We start from the raw sequence: 18409 nt of genomic DNA, 5'->3' as shown, positions 1-18409 counted from the left end.
GTTATTTAGCGTTTATCAGAAAATGATTATCTGCGAATAATATTTTGAGGTTTTCCTTCTAAGAATGCCATTGTGTTATCAAATGCAATTTTAGCCCGTAATTCCATTGCCTCATTCGTTAGGAAGCCTACATGAGGTGTTAAAATCGCATTTTTGGCTTGTAATAGTTTATAGTCCCCAGGAATAGGCGGTTCCATATCAAATACGTCAATACCCGCTCCTGCAATTTGCCCTTCATTTAATGCAACTGCTAATGCATCATTATCAACAATTGGGCCTCGTGCACAGTTGATTAAAATAGCTGATTCCTTCATTAATTCTAATTTTTCTTTAGAGATTAATCCTTTTGTGCTCGAAAGTAATGGTATATGTAATGACACAATATCAGATTGTACTAATAACTCATCTAATTCCATGTATTCGATACCCAAAACTTCTGCTTCCGGGTTTCTTCTAGATTGGTCTGAAGCTACTATTTTTGCGCCAAATGCTTTAAACAAACGAGCAGTCATCATACCAATCTTACCTGTACCAATCAAACCAACTGTTTTCCCTTTAATTTCACTACCTTGGAATGCTCCCGGGAAATTATCGCCATGGATTTCTTTATTACCCTGAGTGATATGACGATACACATCTAACACTAAACCAATTGTTAATTCAGCAACTGCTTGATTCGCATATCCAGCTGCATTACATATCATAACATCTTGGTTTCTCGCTTGTCCGATACCTACATGATCTACACCTGTAAAGGCTACATTGATTAATTTTAAATTGGCATTTTGATCAATCACTTCTTTAGGATAAGGATTATTAGCAATCATAATTACATCTGCACCTTCACTACGTCTTGCTAATTCTGCACTATCCGTTGTTTTCTCGTTATAATAAACAAATTCATGACCGGCCTGTTTGATTGGCTCCGCTAATTTTTCAATGATCGAATCTGAAACATTTAATGGTTCTAATAATTTGACTAACATTTCAATCAATTCCTTTCTATTAATTTTGAATACGTCTGTTGATTAACTAGTTACCATAGGTTTATAGAAGAGAGATTCACTTTTCTTCAAACTGTTATTTCACAGCAAGAGGTGGATGATTTTTTTTGCACATATTGCACAAAAAAATCAGGAATTTTCGTTTTAAGTCACCACCTTTTTTATTTTTTATTATGTTTATTGCTTAATTTAATTGTAGGATAGAAGCTTTTAAATAACATTGTTCACTTTAAACAAAAAGTGAAACGACATTACATGTTTTTGACGAAAGCTACTTTTTAAAATAACTAGGAATACGCTTTATCTAAATTAGGATTACTCCCCCTTTCTACTCTCTGTACAAAAAATCAGCCCTGGTAATCCTAAGATTATCGGACTAATTCGATATATATGGATGCTAAAGTTTCGATAAAATCAATATAACTCTCTTTAAAATAACAATAGATAAAAGTGGAATTCACCCTTTTTATCGTTGTACTTTAGATTAAAACAAACTTTTTAATTTACAAAATTTATTATTTTAAGTGTTCGCCCCTAACTTTTTAGCTGGTGCTAAATACGTTTCGAATCCTTTGTAATTTTCATACGATAAGTACTTAACTGTATGATCTTGAACAGCCCCTCCATCATGGTATCCATCAAGTTGATAGGACTGTTCAAATTTTTCTCCAGTACTAATAACAATAGCTTGGGTTATAGAAGAAGAGGTCTTCATCAATCCTCCTCGATATTCCTTCTACAACTAGTATGCTTCATTAGTTGAGTAAGAATTAAACAACTTTAATCTTATTTCTAGCAAGAGATATAGATGATTGAATGCATCTACATTTAGCATAAATATAATTAATAGCTCTAATATCCCTTAATATCCAATTAATTCATATATTTTTAGTAAAATTGACCATTATTATTGCAGATACATTACACAATTAAAAATAATATGTCAGAATCATAGGAAAGTGTTAATCAGTAATATTATTGAAAAATAACTCCTAACCGTTTCATGATATTCTTACTTTAGTTCAAAAGCGATTGCTTTTTGAAAGGGGTAAGGATTAATTGAAGAAAAGAATATTACTACCAATTTTTGCATCTTTTATGTTTTTTACAGGAATAGGTATTCACGATGCGCAAGCAGCTACATATACAGATATAACAAATACAGCAAAAGCATATATTGGGGCTCCTTATAAATACGGAGGTACAGATATTAGAACAGGTGTTGATTGTTCTGCCTATACACAATTAGTATTTTCTAAGTTAGGTATTTCATTAGAACGTACATCAACTGCTCAATATCAACAAGGTACTTCTATTGCTAAAGACAATTTAAAGACTGGCGATCTCGTATTTTTTAATACTTCGGGAAGCGGTGTATCACACGTTGGCATTTACATAGGTGACAGCAATTTTATTTCGGCTACTACAAGTTCAGGGGTTAAAATTGATAAAATCAATGACCCCTATTATTGGGGCTCTCGTTACGTGGGGGCAAAACGTGTTGCAAGCTTCTCTGATTATGGAGAGGTAAAAGACGCTGAAATAGACTTTACTATTTATTCATCACGTGGAGAAGTCGCTCTTAAATTAGCTAAGAAGCTACAATTAGATACTAGTCATACAAATTCAAGTTTTCCTGATGTTAAGCCAGGTTCTAAATACGCTGGTGCTGCTGAAGCCCTCAAAAAGATCGGTGTATTTACTGGTGATGAAAACGGGAAATTTAATCCGGGTTCACCCATTACACGCGGTCAATTATCAAAAGTGTTAGTAGAAGCATTCCATTTAAAACAACAAGGAGCAACAGAAAATTTTGTAGATGTTCCAGGATCACATTGGGCTAACAGCTATGTATCTATCCTTGCCTCCAATAAAATTACGGTAGGCAAAGGTGACAATTTATTTGGTGTGAACGATAATGTGACAATCGAACATTTAGATGCTTTTATCCAACGAGTAACTCAATAACATGAAATGGCGTCTCACATAGATGAAACGCCATTTTTTTTAATTTCAAGCTCCCCTTCCCCGCTCGACCGCATCGCACAGCCTGTCTAACTGTTTTGTTGCATCATTTTTTTAGAGGGAACAAAAAGCGTTAAAATAAATGCGATAATCGCTAAGATGGTCATGAAATAATAGGCATCACTGGAGCCTAAGATGGACGCTAGTGTATGAACCATTTCAGCTGTAGCATTGGGTGTTTCCACAAGCAAGCTTTTCGCGTGACTTGTCGTTTGTGCTGTAAAAATGGTGATGACTACAGCTGCTCCTATGGCACCCGAAATTTGACGTAACGTATTATTAACTGCGGTACCATGTGTGACAAGTGTTTTCGGCAGGGCATTTAAACCCGCTGTGTTCAAAGGCATCGTAATAAAGCTCAAACCTATACGTAGGAAAATGGTACGGATCATTAAAAATGTAAAAGAAGTAGTTTCTGATAAATCTGTAACAATCCACATCGAAGGTATGATGAAAATTAAACCAATGATAAACAACGGCTTCGCCCCATAGCAGTCATACATTTTTCCTGTAATGGGAGACATAAAGGCATTTACAAGTGCACCAGGTAGTAATAATAAACCTGCGTCTAATGCCGTAAATCCTCTCCCATTTTGTAAATAGATTGGTAATAAAATCATATCTGCATACATCATCATTGTGACAATCATATTGATGATGGATGTTAACGTAAATACTTTATTTTGAAATACGGATAAATTGAGAAGCGGATCATTGGATTTGATTTGTCTTAAACAAAAAGTCGCAATGGTTACGATCCCTATAGAAATCGTACTGATGACCACCTTATCAGCCCAACCATGGCTACCTGCATTACTAAATCCATATAAAATTAAACCAAAACCAATAGTTGATAATAGTACACTCACTACATCTAATTTTGTTTTGGCTGTTTCTGAGACATTTATCAAGTATTTTACGGCTAATAAAATGATGATGATCACCAATGGGATAAGGCCGATAAATAACCAGCGCCATGAATAATAATCAATAATAAAACCTGCTAATGTGGGGGCAATTGCCGGTGCGAAAATCATCGCGAGTCCTATTAACCCCATCATACTGCCTCTTTTTTCAGGTGGGAAAATAAACATGACGATACTCATTAGCAGTGGCATAATAATTCCTGCGCCAACCGCTTGAACCATACGTCCTATTAACAACATCGCGAAGTTCGGTGCCCATGCACAAAAAATCGAACCAATTAATAAAAATAGCATGGAGCTAATAAATAATTGGCGTGTAGAAAAACGTTTCATTAAGTATGCTGTAATGGGGACTAATACTCCGTTCACTAACATAAAGCCAGTAGATAACCACTGTACAGTTGTAGCTGAAACTGAAAATACTTCCATCAAATTACTCAACGCTACATTCAACAATGTTTGATTTAGTGTCGATAAAAAACAGCCTAAAATTAAGACGGTTAACAACACTTTTTTATTGATCAATTCCGACATGCTAAAATTCCTCTTTCTACTTGTTTTATTAACACACTGTCAATAAAATAGATAATAACATTTTTATTTTTTGATGCCTATTTACAATGTTTCAAGAAGTGTTAATTAAACAACAGATTTATTAAAACTATTAATAAAATAGAATTTAATAGATAAAGGAGAATGACATTGACGTCACAGAAGAAGCAAGATCCCCGAGCTATTCGGTCTAAACGAGTGTTTAAAGAGGCTGTAGTAGAAATATTAATTGAAGACCCAGACATTACAAAACTAACCGTACAAAAAATAGCCCAGCGTGCTGAGCTAAATCGTGCTACCTTTTATTTGCATTTTATAGATATCAATGATTTATTAAAGCAAGTTGTGTACGATATTTTTGACGACCTGTCGTTGAAAATTTCGCCTACTTTACAAATCGACAATTTAAATAATCAAGAAAAATTGATGGCCTTTTTAGATTATTTTTATAAGCATCGAAAAATTTTAGCTGTGCTTTTTGAACATCCTGGCTTCAAAAGGAAATTCCATAGAATGTTAAAAGACATGATAGTGATTAAGCGTGAAAGAGAATGTTTGGAACCAGCAGAAATAACCCTTTCCATGGATATACTCGCCTCGTCGATACTAGGCATCATAATGTGGTGGCTCAAAGATGGCATTCATTTTAGTTCAGAGTATATCGCCAATCAAATGATTGCGTTATATCGATAATTTTTGTAAACGATGTTTAAAAAACGTTTGATCAATTAAATTGAACGCCAGAGTTTACAAAAAAGTCTTGTTACATCTGCTTCAGTACCAAGACTTTTAAAGTTGTATTATTTTAGTAAGGGACTGAGCTTAATAAAGATAGCCCAATAAGTCTATTTTGCCATCTTCCCATTTGATATTACCTATTTCTTTAATCATAAGCTCATTAATTTTTTCATGCCCTCTCCCATTTGTTGCTTGATGTTTACTGTCTATTTTTAACCATGTACACTCATTATAGGCAGACTTAAAGCTAACAGATTTTTAATCGTCTTAAAACTAAAAAACAGATGTTGCTACTATATGCAACACCTGTTTCCCTACTTATTTCACTTCTACTTGTTTTTCAGCATCCTCATTAGGTATCATATTTTCTTGATGTGGTTTAACTCTTTTAATAAAGAATGCAAGAATGAGTGCGATCACCGCAATCAAAGTTGAAATAAAGAAGGTGTAATTGATACCATGGAGCATGGCTTCATTCATGATTTGTTGTTTTAGTTCAGCGGCACCCTGTGTAGATGTCTGTGCATTGGCACTCATATTATTCATGGCATTAGCCGCTATTTCTTCAGCTTTAGCAGTTGTTTTATTGTTCATAACTGTAATCAATACAGCTGATCCAATCGCACCGGAGACTTGCTGAAGCGTATTATTCATTGCTGTTCCGTGTGGATTATTATGGGCTGGTAGCTGATTCAGACCATTTGTCATAACGGGCATCATAACCATCGACATTCCAAACATACGTAATGTATATAGCAGAACAAGTGTCGAATAAGCCGTATCCATACTTATTTTACTAAAGTAATAAGAAGTGACAATCGTGATAATTAATCCAAAGACGGCTAAGCTTCTTGCGCCATATTTATCAAAGAGCTTCCCGGTAATTGGCGACATGATCCCCATCACAATCGCACCTGGTAGCATTAATAAGCCTGAATCCATTGGTGAAATACCACGAATCGTTTGTACATATATAGGCATTAAAATCATTGCGGAGAACATAGCCACCGCAATGACGATGGAAATTGCCGATGATAAGGCAAACATAGGATATTTGAAAATACGAAACTCAAGCATTGGTTCATCCATACGAAATTGACGAAGCACAAAGGTAATTAAAGCAATCGTTCCGATAATGATTGTTCCGTAGACAAGTATATTGTCCCAACCCTTTTCCCCTGCCGAACTAAAGCCGTAAAGCAGTCCGCCGAAGCCGATACTCGATAGTATGAGTGATAGCACATCAAGCTTAATGGCACGTTGTGGTGTCACATCCTTCAATTTAAAGGCAGCAAAGATTAATGTCAAAATAGCTATTGGTAGAACAATATCAAATAACATTCTCCAGCTATAATGTTCAATGATCCAGCCGGAAAGCGTAGGTCCAATTGCTGGAGCAGTAATCATCACGAGACCAAACATCCCCATCGCTGCGCCTCGTTTTTCAACTGGGAATGCGGTAAGCATAACATTCATTAGTAAAGGCATCATTATAGCTGAGCCTGCAGCTTGTATCATACGTGCCGCTAATAATACACCGAATGATGGTGCAATACTTGCTAGGAATGTACCTAGTGTAAATAAGGCCATTGCGGTAATAAATAGCTTTTTATCCGTAAAACGTTGAATAAAGAACGCACTTGCTGGTATTAAAATACCGTTAATCAACATATAGCCTGTGGAAAGCCATTGTACGGCAGTAGCATTTACGTCAAATTCCGTCATAATGGCTGGGAGAGCAATGTTTAATAATGTTTCATTTAAAATTGCCACAAATGCCCCGATAAATAAAATGGCAATCATGCCGTATGGCGCTTTAGTCTCGACAGAAATGGTATTCTCCGACATGTAGTATCAATCCTACTTTCTTTTATCTTTTTCATTTTCTTGAGAATTTCGATTGTCTTTTTAGGTCTGAATTTCTTCGTCAATGAGCTGAGTAGTTTTTTCCTCCCATCTGTTGTAGTGCCTTTGCTGATTTCATAGCAACCACCCCTTTAAAAACTAAGTAATAAAACTGTTGACGAAAGAATAGAGTATATTGTATAATTAAAATAGGGAAAGTACGTGGTAAGTTAATTATACAACGTCTATCTCTATAAATTTACCATAAGCCATTATTGATTTCAATGTGTTCTACATATATTTTTTGAAAAAAGTCGATTCTTTTCTTACAGAGAATCGACTTTTTTTATTGCTTATTTCTTGATTAACCCATCATTCGTTAATTCGTAAATGGTTGATACAACTTCCTTTAAGTATCGGCGGTCATGCGAAACACTAATAATGGCTCCACCATATTGGGCTAATGCATGACACAGCACTGGCGTTGTCAAAGGACTAAAGTTTCTCGTTGGTTCATCCAATATTAATAGCTCACAACCGTCCATAATCATCTTTAACAAAAGCAGCTTAGCCTTCTGACCACCACTTAACTGGCCAATCTTTTGCTGCATTTCATGGCTCGTAAATTTCATGCTCCCCAAATGAGTAAAAGCTTTCGTCATCGCTTCCTTATCACCTGTTCTTTCTAAAAAACGAATAGGTGTGTGATTTGGGTCCAATAACTCCTCGTAATTTTGCGGCATATAGCCTATTTTTAATGAAGAACGGTCCTTCAATGTGTCCAATATCCTTTTTAGCAAGGTTGATTTCCCTACCCCATTTTCGCCAATAATCGCAACCTTTTCTGGTCCAATGATCGATAAGTTTATATTTTGGGAAAGCTGTTTGTTTGCTATTTCAAGCGTTTCCAATGATAGCTCTAGAATTTTTTTATGGCGGTGTATATGGATTGAGGAATCGAATCGGAATTCGCTTGCTTCCTCTACAGTTGGAATCTCGAAAAAATTCTCTGTAGCTCTGTCCATTCGCTGCTTTTGATGTTTTAATGATTTTACTTTCTTCTGTAATCTCGGGTCCGAGCGAGCTACATTTTGATGCTGATGCTCTGCTTTATTCCAAACATCATGCCACTTTTCCATCTGTTTTTTATAATCGGCTGCTTGCTTCCTCGCAACCTGCTCTTGTTTGAGTAAATCGTTTTCCCGATGTGCCAAATATGTTTCATAGGGCTCTCTTGAAAATGTATATTTGGGTATTTGCTTGCGATTGGTAAGCTCGATATGAATAATAGCATTCGCCGTATTTTTTATAAATGTTTCATCATGCGATACAAATATGATGGGAATCGTAGTTTGCTGCATATAGGCTTCTAGCCAATCTATTGTGCCTATATCTAAATCGTTTGTCGGTTCATCCAGTAACAGAACATCAGGATTCATGGCGAGTAATTTTAAAAAACGATATTTAAATCGTTCCCCCCCTGAGAAATCACTAATCGATTGATCTGAAACTAAGGATTGGATATTAAAATCATCCATGGCCATTAACAAATCCTTATTCCAACTATTATCTAAAAATAATTCAGTGATCGTTAACAAATCTTCCTGTGCCGATAGCTCCTGTGAAAGATAACCTAATAAGTAGCCGTCCTTATGAATTTTTCCTTCAAACGTACAATAATCAGTCATTAATTTTTCGTTATAAATACATTTTAATAATGTACTTTTGCCATTTCCCTCCTCACCTATAATGACAATTTTGTCGCCTTTTTGAATACTTAGCTGGAATTGATCGATCAACGTCCGGTTGTCTTTAATTGTTCTGATGGTTAGATGTTGAATTTCAATCATGATGAATGCTCCCTTCATTAATTCTTCCGTAATCATTCCTTTTAGTTGTTCATATGCATCACCCCGACTTTTGATAAAAACAAAAAAGATGCCTCTGTTTATAAACAGAAGCATCTTGCACAATGAAAATAGTTTCCCTATGTATCAAGGCATATGGGTGTCCAGTCATTTTATCTGTGACAACCGTTTGATCGTTTATGTTGATTTAACAAATGTTCAAAACGCGTCTCCGTACAAGACATTTTTTGAATGAGCATAAACCGTCATAGAGTAGTAATTTCAAAATATGATAGGTGAAGAATGGCTTCTTGTTTATTTATATTGAAATAATGTTTTCGAATAAATAAACAATGGCTCATCTTTTCACCCTCCGATCAATTTAAGTAACTCTACTTTAACATAAAATTCTATTTATTGTCAATTTCATTCATTTTACTCTCAGTTTTTAACAATGGATAAATAGTCAAATGCTGTAATACCAAAAATACTTTTAAAATGTTTATTCAAATGGGGTAAATCAACAAATCCACATTGTGCAACTCCCGCATAAATATCACCTGTTTGTTCAATAATGGATTTAGCTCGTTCGACTTTACAGTTCAAGAAATATTGATAAGGCGTAATCCCAGTGTGCTTTTTAAAAAGACGAATGAATTGGAATGTTGTTAATTGTAGCTCCTGGCATATATCTTCGATTTTGAGTATATTTTCTACATGTGAATGGATGATCTCTTTCGCTTTTTTAATCATAATACTATCCATTTTCATCGATAAACTAAAATCTTGATCTACTAAGCCATCTGATAAATGTAAAAACAACTCATGACATAATGCTGAATTTTCTTCTGTTAAAATGGCATGCGACAGTTTTAGTATATGGTTCTTTATACTATTGTTATAGATAATAGGTTTGTCAAAGCTAATGATTTCTCTTTTTTGAATAGCCTCTAAAAATAAAGATGGCTCTACGTAAAGCATTACATATTCGAGTCCTTCACGATTATAAGCCATTCCGTCATGCACTTGTTCAGGATTAAAAAGCATAACGCCATTTTGGTGTGAAAGCTGTAAACTTCCATCTAGATGATAATGCTGGATACCTTTTAATGTTACCCCGAATGCATATTCCTGATGAGCATGCTTTTTATCCTTAAAATCAGTAAAGCTTGCCTTCAATGCTGTAATTCCATCCATTTTTTTATAAGTAAATTGCTGCATTCCTTTCACCTCTATTCAATCCAAATCATGATGGCTGCGTATATTAAACAGCATGCCATGAAAGCATTGACGACTTTTTTATGTTGTTGTAAAAATTGTTGAAAGATAGCTCCAAACAATACCCATAATAAGAAGGCTATTAATCCGATGAGGGTAATGGCGAATACACTTACGAATATCGCGAAAAACGATTCATAGTAGGGTAACACAAAGCTTGGAATAACTGTCATTGTAAATAATACGACTTTAGGGTTTAAAAATTGCATGAAAAACCCTGATTTGAAGTTTCCTACTTGATTAGTAGCATCACTCGAAATATGATAAGCTAGATAAAGCATATAAGCTGTTCCTAGTATTTGCATCATTAGCAAAACTTTTGGGACCAAAGTTGAAAACAATGAATTTAGAAAAGCTGATAATGCTAATAAAATAAAAAACGCAAAAGTAGAACCATAAGAAAAATGTAAGCCCTTTTTAATACCGTAATGTTGTGTCGTTGATAAAATAATCACATTTGTCGGTCCTGGTGTAGCCGTAATAATAAAACAGTACAATAAAAAAGATGTAATATCCATGAAGCAAACTTCCTTTCAAGTTTATCTCTTTGAATTATTACATCTATTATTAAAATCATTATAGTACAAAATTGCACATTCACTTTGTCCAATTCCTTGGTTTCCAATCCTTTTCTATCCATTTTTGATGGGGTGCTTCAAATGGTGCTGTTGCCATTAATATGTCTTGATGCCATGCTGCGGCTTTTGATCGAATCATTTCATCTAACAAGGGTTGTACAAATTCCTCGGGTTTTAAACGGAAAGAGTGGACAGCAAAATCGTAAAACCAACTGCAGCCTAGTAGATAAGGAGTGATTTCTCTACTCTTTAGTCCATTTTTTATCATCAGCGTAAATGAAAAAATTCTCTTACAGGCATGCCAAGCCATCTTTTCAGGAGACTCTATCCATTTTTCAAGTCTTTCTCTTGCTTTGTCTATCATGATGGAAGGTTCTTCGATAGCCGGGCCATGACCAGGATATGCTTTTTTGATAGAAAGGGTAGCGAGTCGATCTAAACTTTCAATGGAACGTCGTATACTGTTTGTCCCTTCTCTAAATATATTCAGCCATCCCACATCATTATAATGAAATAAATCTCCACATATTAAAATTTCCTGTTTTGGCTCGTATAATGCAATATGACCCAATGTATGTCCTGGTGTATGTAAAACTTGGAAAGCACTTTGCCCCGTTAGTATTTGCTGTTCATCTACTAGTAATTGCTGAACGGTATATTGTTCCACGGGTTGATCTAAAAAATGTGCACTACAGGACTCTAAATCACATTGATTCACCATTTCACCTTCCCAAAGATGTGCAGCAACGGGTATTTCATACTGCTGTTGAAAGTAATGATTTCCTCCAACATGATCACTATGATAATGGGTATTAATAATGCCGTTTAATTGTGCTGGTAAAATCCCTGCAGATGTTAGAAGCTGCTCGGTTCGCACAATATCGCTGCCAAATCCAGTATCTACTAAAAATGATTGATCATCTCGAAGAACCATACTATTCGCACTGGGAAATGGACGTTCGAAAAAAAGAATCTCAGTACCTTTCATATATACCCCCACTTTGATTTATAAAATAATACCTGAAAAACTCCCCTTTAATACCTCTTTGTCCAATTGATTGATGCATGTAAATATTGCTGTAATGGCTGTTCGATTTTTTTCATCTCGTTCAAATTGCTCGATGATGACGTCGCAACGAATCGTATCCTCGCTAAAAACTGGACGTAAAAACTCGAAATTCATGTTACGAGCTAGCACATATAGTCTCCCCCCACTTTTGTAGGAAGTGTGGCTGTTAGTAGCCCCTGCACAATAAACCGCCCTTGTTCGTCAGGCGTTATATGATGAACCCCTTCATCTTTAGAAACCTTCGTAAATAATTCTACATCTTCCTTTGTAAAAGTACGTTCAAATGTTATTTTTTCCCCTATTTGTAATACCACCATCATCCCCCTTAGCGAAGTAATCAAAAAGCTATTATAATCAGAATATTAAAACTTATTGATGGATTACTCAACTATTTTCCCTATCTTTTCTATAAAAGTAGCCACCTAGCGCGCTGATGGTAGTGCGGAGCTAGGTGGCTACTTAATGTTTTTAACTAGATTTGATTAAAGTATATAAGGAGTGCCTAAATCCCTTATATATCCTCGTGGGCAATAAAATATAATAAGTAGTGACTGCCTTGATTTTTTTCATCGGCAGCTAAAGCTAAAAATGAGACTGTTCGAACAGGTAAAGCTTTTAAATAATATTAACGATAGGTGTTGTGAATGTTATAACCTCTTTATTAAAAGTGGGCTTTTAGCATTTTTTCGTAAAAACCTCTGTGGCGCATGAACCTACTAGCATTAGTGACCTACCTCGTCCCTAATATCCTCGGCATTGCTGTCAAGGTTTCCCTATCACCTTCCCTATTTACAGATTTCATTACTTGTGCGAATAATTGTGAATCGATCCACACGTCCATGATTGTCGATAGCTTTGATGGATGTTGGTTATCCATGTTTCTATCATAAATACTTTCCCTACTTTTTTAACCATCCACATTAGTGTTAATTTAACCATCCACTTGTCTATAATTGACAAAAACTCATCTTTTTCCATTTAGGTAATGCAGTGCTTGTGCAAACCTTTTGATTCCTTCATCGATGGACCGAGTATCTTCTCTGCCGTACGTAAAACGGACAAATCCCTTTTGTGAACCCATAGTCGAGCCAGGCACATAGATGACTCCACGTTTAATAGATTCTTCTAGTAATTGTGTTTCATTATAATCTTCCATCTGTACTTGGCACCAAATATGAATGCCACCCTGTGGCGCGAAAAATGTCACCTGATCCTTTAAATACGTTTGGAGACTTTGGACAATTGTATCTCGACGTCTTTCCAATTCTTTCACTAAATGTTTCATATGCAAGTTAAAATTGGCTGACTCTAAAAAATCATTTGCTATCCATTGCGTGAAGCTGGAGTGGCCAAAATCAATTTGTTGCTTGGCGTCGGATAGTCTTTCAATAACCGATGTGGGACCAATAATCCAGCCAATTCGTAAACCCGAAGCTACAATTTTAGACAAGGAGCTAATGTATAATACATTTCCGTTTTTATCTAATGATTTTAATGTTGGTCTTTTCTCACCTGAAAAAGCTGTTAAGCTATAGGGGTCATCTTCTACTACTGGAATGCCTAGCTTGGACGATATTTCTAGAATAGCCTCTCTTTTCTTTATAGCTAATGAAGAGCCTGTTGGATTATGAAAATCTGGGTTTAAAAATATCATTTTAATTCGATGCTTTTTATATAGTGCTTGCAAATCATCCGGATTAATGCCATCCTTATGAACAGGAAGATAATGGATTTTTAAACCAGCCGATTTAAAAATAGGTAAATTGAAGTTATACGAAGGATCTTCAATCGCGACAGCATCACCAGGCTTTAACAGACATTGGACAATCAAATGTAACGCCTGTTGAGCTCCAGAAGTAATGAGGATGGAAGATGGCTTTGTATCAATTCCTCTGCTAGTTTTAATATGATTTGTAAGGGTCGTTCGTAGAATCTCACTTCCTTGTGGGTGATCATATCCAAGACTACCAATGAAAGATCGTGTTGCTGTAATCTCCCTTAAGGCGCTTTTAGGAAAAAGATCCTCCGATAATTCTCCGGTCGCTAAATTGATGAGTTTGTGTTCCACTGCCTCTTTTCTTATTTTTTGCGTAACCGGTAGATTCGGTAAAAAGGAGCCTGCCTCAATATATCGATTCCAGCTCGGAATTCTCTTTCGTGTGATTCCCCAAATATCTTTGCTAATGGTTGTACCGCTTCCTCTATTGCGTTCAATGAGTCCCATTGCTTCTAATTCATCATAGGCACTAACAACTGTACTTCTATTAACCTGTAAAGTATTCGCTAAATATCGCTCTGATGGTAATGGTTTATCGGGCGGAAATGTTCCGTCTGCAATCCCCTTTTCAATATATTCTGCGAGCTGTTTATAGATAGCTTTTTTTGCATGTCGATCTGGTTTCCAATTCATCTAATCTCACCTCTATATGGCCTCTTTCTTCTAGCTTTGTTTGAAAAGCTAAAAAGTCAATCGTAATATAATGTTAACGATAAATAACCATCCACTTCCTTATTACTTTCGCCATCCATTTTTAATTTTAGTCCATAGAAATCTATGAAAACCCTTACTTGACGCTTATCCCTCTCGATATTATTATACTAAAATTACTTTCTTAGTTTTAGAACGTTCTGTGTTATCTTGCAAAACGCCTTGTCTTTCAAAGTATGTACCACTATGATAAAAATCAATTGTGAATCAAAATCCATACAAACCTATAGTAACCGATAGCCACTCAAAGAATCAGTTAAAGGGGTTTGTTTATGAAAAAAAGTTGGCTCAGATTAATTGGTCTTTTCACTATTGTCACTATGTTAACCGGTTGTGACCCGCTTTTAGTATTAGATCCAAAAGGTCCTCAAGCTCAAGTACAAGCCAAAGATATTATGCTTTCGATAGGGATTATGTCCTTTATCGTACTAGTCGTTTTTGTGATTTTAGCTTATATGTTAATGAAATTTCGTGCTTCCAAGCAAAGTCCCGACTATAAGCCTCCCCATATTAAAGGGAGCACAATGGTTGAAGTAATTTGTGTAGGTATCCCTGTGTTAATTGTTGCGTACATGTCTATTATTTCAGTTCAAAGTAACTACAAGGTGGAATCGACACCGGAAAAATACAAAGATGAAAAGCCATTGGTTATTTATGCTTCAACATCTAACTGGAAATGGCATTTTAGTTATCCAGAAGAAGATATTGAAACCGTAAATTATTTGTATATTCCTGCAGAGCGTCCAATCGAATTCAAGCTTTATTCGTATGGACCGATTACTAGCTTCTGGATTCCTCAGCTTGGGGGTCAAAAATATGCGATGGCCGATATGGTGAATACCTTGCATTTGGCTGCGGATATGCCCGGAGAGTTTATGGGAAGAAATGCAAACTTTAATGGTAAAGGATTCGCGGAAAATACGTTTAACGTTACAGCGGTGACTCATGATGAATTTGATGCATGGGTGAAGGAAGTAAAAGAAACAGCAGATTTATTAACAGAGGAAAAATTTAATACGTTATTAGAACCCGGTCATGTGGGACAGTCCACATTCAATGGAACGCATTTAACGTTTCTACCAGCACCTGAGGGTGAACATGGCGGACATCAGCATGGCTCTTCACACGTAAAAGATCATGCCTCTCAATAAATCAATCTTGAATTTCTCAAACGAAACTAGTTTACGATAAGGTTTATGTCGAAAGGAGACATAGTCAGATGGATTACTTTGAACGTTTTGCTATACCCCATCCAAGCCCAGCTATTTATGCATCTATGGTCGCTATTGGTCTAACGGTTATAGCGATTATTGTAGCATTAACTTATTTTAAAAAGTGGGGTTATCTTTGGCGGGAATGGTTAACAACAGTGGACCATAAACGCATTGGTATTATGTATTTAATTTCAGCCATTCTCATGCTATTCCGTGGTGGTGCGGATGCTATTATGATGCGAGCACAAATGGCCGTACCAGATAATAAATTACTAGATGCCCAGCATTATAATGAAATATTTACGACACACGGAACAGTCATGATTATCTTTATGGCGATGCCGTTTATTATGGCCTTTATGAATTACATTGTGCCGCTTCAAATCGGCGCAAGAGACGTGGCCTTCCCACGTTTGAATGCACTAAGCTTTTGGCTATTTTTTATGGGAGCTATGCTCTTAAATATTTCCTTTGTTATTGGCGGTTCACCTGATGCTGGCTGGACGAATTATTTCCCTCTTGCTAGTAATGAATTTAGTCAATCTGTAGGGGTCAACTATTACTTGTTTGCTCTACAAATTTCAGGGTTAGGTACATTAATTACTGGTATTAATATGATTGTTACCATTCTCAAAATGCGAGCTCCAGGAATGACATTAATGAAAATGCCTATGTTTACGTGGTCTTCATTAGTCGCAAACGTAATTATCGTTTTTGCCTTTCCGGTATTAACGGTTGCCCTTGTCATGGGAACATTCGACCGCCTATTTGCTACGAACTTCTTCACAACATCTAATGGTGGTATGGATATGCTATGGGCCAATTTCTTCTGGGTTTGGGGACATCCTGAGGTTTATATCCTCATATTACCTGCCTTTGGGCTGTACAGTGAGATTATTTCGACCTTCTCTGGACGTAATCTCTACGGCTATAAATCAATGGTCGGCTCCATGGTGATTATCTCCTTCCTCTCGTTTTTAGTATGGACCCATCATTTCTTTACAATGGGGCAAGGCGCTTTAACAAATAGTATTTTTTCAATAACAACGATGGCTATTGCTGTACCGACTGGGGTGAAAATATTCAACTGGTTATTCACCTTATGGAAAGGAAAAATTGTCTTTACAACACCGATGCTTTATTCCATGTTGTTTATCCCTACTTTTACAATAGGTGGCGTAACAGGGGTAATGCTAGGTATGTCAGCAGCTGACTACCAATACCATAATACAATGTTTTTAGTAGCTCACTTCCATATGGTCATTATTCCAGGTGTTGTATTTGCCATGCTAGCAGGATTACATTACTATTGGCCAAAAATGTTTGGCTTTATGTTAAATGAAAAAATCGGCAAAGTGACGGCTTGGATTATTGCAATCAGCACCCTACTTGCCTTTATGCCGATGTTCTTCTCTGGTTTAGATGGACAAGCACGTCGCATGTATACTTACTCAGCATCTACAGGTTTTGGTATGTGGAATATGGTTTCCTTTGTCGGCGCTATTGGTCTTACAATTGGCTTTTTGTTAATTGTCTACAACGTATACTACAGCATTCGTTATGCACCAAGAAACATTGGCTCAGATCCATGGGACGCACGTACACTAGAATGGGCTACACCAAGTCCTGTGCCGTACTATAATTTTGCAAAAGTACCGCATGTCATTTCAACTGAAGCTTTATGGGATGCAAAATATCGTCAGCATGATTTGTTCCCAGAAAAATACGAAAACATTCATATGCCAAATAACAGTGGTATACCATTTATTTTAGGCTGTATATTCTTTGCTTGGGGCTTCTCATTTGTATTTGGTATGTGGATTCCAACGATCGTTACAACTATCGGCATTTTTATTTGTATGGCTCACCGTTCATTGGAAAAAGACCCTGGACATTATATACCTGTCGAAAAAGTGAAAGGAACGGAATCAAAATTGCGAGGTAGTCAATCATGAAAATCGATCAATCACTTCCTTTAGAATATAGTACACAGCAAAATCAATTGAATATACTAGGCTTTTGGGTATTTATCGGCGCTGAAATCATGCTTTTTGGCACGCTGTTCGCAGCTTATTTTGTGCTAGTAGATCGCACGGGAACAGGTCCAACTGGCGCGGACATATTTGAAATAACACCTGTTTTATTTGAAACATTTATTCTTCTAACAAGTAGCTTTACCATTGGTCTAGGCATACACGCTATGCGCAAAGGCTATATGAAAGCGATGATTACATTTTATATTTTGACGCTTTTGCTAGGTGTAGCATTTATTGGGTTTGAAGTTTATGAGTTTATTCATTATGTGCATGTTGGTGCAGGCTTACAAACGAGCGCCTTTACAGCTACCCTTTTGACAACATTAGGAACGCATGGTGCCCATGTCACATTTGGTGTGTTCTGGGGCATATTTATTGTCTACCAACTAATAACGCGTGGATTAACACCTGAAACAGCCAATAAATCTTTCATCTTCTCCTTATACTGGCACTTTTTAGATGTGGTTTGGATTTTTATCTTCAGTTTCATTTACTTGAAAGGAATGGTGTGATATGAGTGATTTATTCCCACTAAAACAGGTGATGGGATTTGCCTTGTCGATCATCCTTACCATCATTGCAGCATGTGTCTACTTTTTTCAAATCTCAATGCCTATTACAATGACGATACTTTTAGTCACAGCATTTATTCAGGCAGGCTTGCAGTTAGTTGTCTTTATGCATGCTGGTGAAACCAATGATAAACCAGCCATCTATACGAATATTTATTATGGGCTAGTCATTGCGCTCGTTACCATTTTCGGAACATTATTATGTATGATTTGGGGGTATATTTAAATAGAGAAAAA

At 36.2% G+C, this 18409-nt stretch carries 15 protein-coding genes and 1 pseudogene; 6 read left to right on the top strand and 10 right to left on the bottom strand.

Annotation, left to right across the window (positions count from 1 at the left end; genetic code table 11):
- Window positions 1–26: 26 nt before the first annotated feature.
- The gene (locus AC07YC_RS04015; RefSeq protein WP_494918433.1) at window positions 27–986 is read right to left on the bottom strand and encodes a 2-hydroxyacid dehydrogenase; all 960 of its coding nucleotides are present in this window, start codon (window positions 984–986) and stop codon (window positions 27–29) included.
- Window positions 987–1524: 538 nt separating this feature from the next.
- Window positions 1525–1719, bottom strand: a complete 195-nt coding sequence (locus tag AC07YC_RS04010) for a hypothetical protein (protein ID WP_336634631.1) — start codon at window positions 1717–1719, stop codon at window positions 1525–1527.
- A 344-nt stretch (window positions 1720–2063) separates the two neighbouring features.
- Between AC07YC_RS04010 and AC07YC_RS04005 the strand changes: the two genes are divergently transcribed.
- Window positions 2064–2972 (top strand): C40 family peptidase, encoded by a 909-nt coding sequence (locus AC07YC_RS04005; protein ID WP_336634632.1) that lies wholly within the window; start codon window positions 2064–2066, stop codon window positions 2970–2972.
- An 86-nt stretch (window positions 2973–3058) separates the two neighbouring features.
- Here the strand turns inward: AC07YC_RS04005 and AC07YC_RS04000 are convergent, their stop codons facing one another.
- Window positions 3059–4489, bottom strand: a complete 1431-nt coding sequence (locus AC07YC_RS04000; protein ID WP_336634633.1) for a DHA2 family efflux MFS transporter permease subunit — start codon at window positions 4487–4489, stop codon at window positions 3059–3061.
- 162 nt (window positions 4490–4651) lie between these two features.
- Between AC07YC_RS04000 and AC07YC_RS03995 the strand changes: the two genes are divergently transcribed.
- Window positions 4652–5200, top strand: coding sequence for a TetR/AcrR family transcriptional regulator (locus tag AC07YC_RS03995; RefSeq protein ID WP_494918431.1), 549 nt, complete (start codon window positions 4652–4654; stop codon window positions 5198–5200).
- 363 nt (window positions 5201–5563) lie between these two features.
- On the opposite strand, the gene AC07YC_RS03990 is transcribed toward AC07YC_RS03995, so the two are convergent.
- From AC07YC_RS03990 to pdxR, 7 genes and pseudogenes are all read right to left on the bottom strand, one after another.
- On the bottom strand, window positions 5564–7093 hold the full coding sequence (locus tag AC07YC_RS03990) for a DHA2 family efflux MFS transporter permease subunit (RefSeq protein WP_336634635.1): 1530 nt from the start codon (window positions 7091–7093) through the stop codon (window positions 5564–5566).
- A 350-nt stretch (window positions 7094–7443) separates the two neighbouring features.
- Window positions 7444–8976, bottom strand: a complete 1533-nt coding sequence (locus tag AC07YC_RS03985; RefSeq protein ID WP_494918430.1) for an ATP-binding cassette domain-containing protein — start codon at window positions 8974–8976, stop codon at window positions 7444–7446.
- A 402-nt stretch (window positions 8977–9378) separates the two neighbouring features.
- Entirely contained in the window at window positions 9379–10158 is a 780-nt protein-coding gene (locus AC07YC_RS03980) for an AraC family transcriptional regulator (protein WP_336634637.1), read from the bottom strand.
- An 11-nt stretch (window positions 10159–10169) separates the two neighbouring features.
- Complete coding sequence (locus AC07YC_RS03975; protein ID WP_336634638.1) at window positions 10170–10733, bottom strand: LysE family translocator; 564 nt, start codon at window positions 10731–10733, stop codon at window positions 10170–10172.
- Window positions 10734–10812: 79 nt separating this feature from the next.
- Window positions 10813–11793 (bottom strand): MBL fold metallo-hydrolase, encoded by a 981-nt coding sequence (locus AC07YC_RS03970; RefSeq protein WP_494918429.1) that lies wholly within the window; start codon window positions 11791–11793, stop codon window positions 10813–10815.
- A gap of 6 nt (window positions 11794–11799) precedes the next feature.
- A pseudogene (locus tag AC07YC_RS03965) lies at window positions 11800–12176 on the bottom strand (hotdog family protein).
- A gap of 650 nt (window positions 12177–12826) precedes the next feature.
- Window positions 12827–14272 (bottom strand): MocR-like pyridoxine biosynthesis transcription factor PdxR, encoded by a 1446-nt coding sequence (pdxR, locus tag AC07YC_RS03960; protein WP_494918428.1) that lies wholly within the window; start codon window positions 14270–14272, stop codon window positions 12827–12829.
- A gap of 350 nt (window positions 14273–14622) precedes the next feature.
- On the opposite strand from pdxR, the gene qoxA reads away from it, so the two are divergent.
- The 4 genes from qoxA (at window position 14623) to qoxD (ending at window position 18398) form a co-directional block, all read left to right on the top strand.
- Window positions 14623–15501 (top strand): cytochrome aa3 quinol oxidase subunit II, encoded by an 879-nt coding sequence (gene qoxA / locus AC07YC_RS03955; RefSeq protein ID WP_036148339.1) that lies wholly within the window; start codon window positions 14623–14625, stop codon window positions 15499–15501.
- A gap of 68 nt (window positions 15502–15569) precedes the next feature.
- Window positions 15570–17519, top strand: coding sequence for a cytochrome aa3 quinol oxidase subunit I (qoxB, locus tag AC07YC_RS03950; protein WP_336634642.1), 1950 nt, complete (start codon window positions 15570–15572; stop codon window positions 17517–17519).
- The gene (qoxC, locus tag AC07YC_RS03945) at window positions 17516–18112 is read left to right on the top strand and encodes a cytochrome aa3 quinol oxidase subunit III (protein ID WP_008177591.1); all 597 of its coding nucleotides are present in this window, start codon (window positions 17516–17518) and stop codon (window positions 18110–18112) included. Before qoxB ends, qoxC begins: the two co-directional genes overlap by 4 nt.
- A gap of 1 nt (window position 18113) precedes the next feature.
- Window positions 18114–18398, top strand: coding sequence for a cytochrome aa3 quinol oxidase subunit IV (gene qoxD, locus AC07YC_RS03940; protein WP_008177593.1), 285 nt, complete (start codon window positions 18114–18116; stop codon window positions 18396–18398).
- Window positions 18399–18409 lie beyond the last annotated feature (11 nt).

This window comes from Lysinibacillus sp. GW247-5R2A, assembly GCF_059424475.1.
This window is presented reverse-complemented; position numbering and strand designations above follow the sequence as displayed.

Coding starts and splice junctions, on each gene's coding strand:
- AC07YC_RS04015 (WP_494918433.1), bottom strand. CDS start 986: ATGTTAGTCAAATTATTAGAACCATTAAATGTTTCAGATTCGATCATT.
- AC07YC_RS04010 (WP_336634631.1), bottom strand. CDS start 1,719: ATGAAGACCTCTTCTTCTATAACCCAAGCTATTGTTATTAGTACTGGA.
- AC07YC_RS04000 (WP_336634633.1), bottom strand. CDS start 4,489: ATGTCGGAATTGATCAATAAAAAAGTGTTGTTAACCGTCTTAATTTTA.
- AC07YC_RS03995 (WP_494918431.1), top strand. CDS start 4,652: ATGACATTGACGTCACAGAAGAAGCAAGATCCCCGAGCTATTCGGTCT.
- AC07YC_RS03990 (WP_336634635.1), bottom strand. CDS start 7,093: ATGTCGGAGAATACCATTTCTGTCGAGACTAAAGCGCCATACGGCATG.
- AC07YC_RS03985 (WP_494918430.1), bottom strand. CDS start 8,976: ATGATTACGGAAGAATTAATGAAGGGAGCATTCATCATGATTGAAATT.
- AC07YC_RS03980 (WP_336634637.1), bottom strand. CDS start 10,158: ATGCAGCAATTTACTTATAAAAAAATGGATGGAATTACAGCATTGAAG.
- AC07YC_RS03975 (WP_336634638.1), bottom strand. CDS start 10,733: ATGGATATTACATCTTTTTTATTGTACTGTTTTATTATTACGGCTACA.
- pdxR (WP_494918428.1), bottom strand. CDS start 14,272: ATGAATTGGAAACCAGATCGACATGCAAAAAAAGCTATCTATAAACAG.
- qoxA (WP_036148339.1), top strand. CDS start 14,623: ATGAAAAAAAGTTGGCTCAGATTAATTGGTCTTTTCACTATTGTCACT.
- qoxB (WP_336634642.1), top strand. CDS start 15,570: ATGGATTACTTTGAACGTTTTGCTATACCCCATCCAAGCCCAGCTATT.
- qoxC (WP_008177591.1), top strand. CDS start 17,516: ATGAAAATCGATCAATCACTTCCTTTAGAATATAGTACACAGCAAAAT.
- qoxD (WP_008177593.1), top strand. CDS start 18,114: ATGAGTGATTTATTCCCACTAAAACAGGTGATGGGATTTGCCTTGTCG.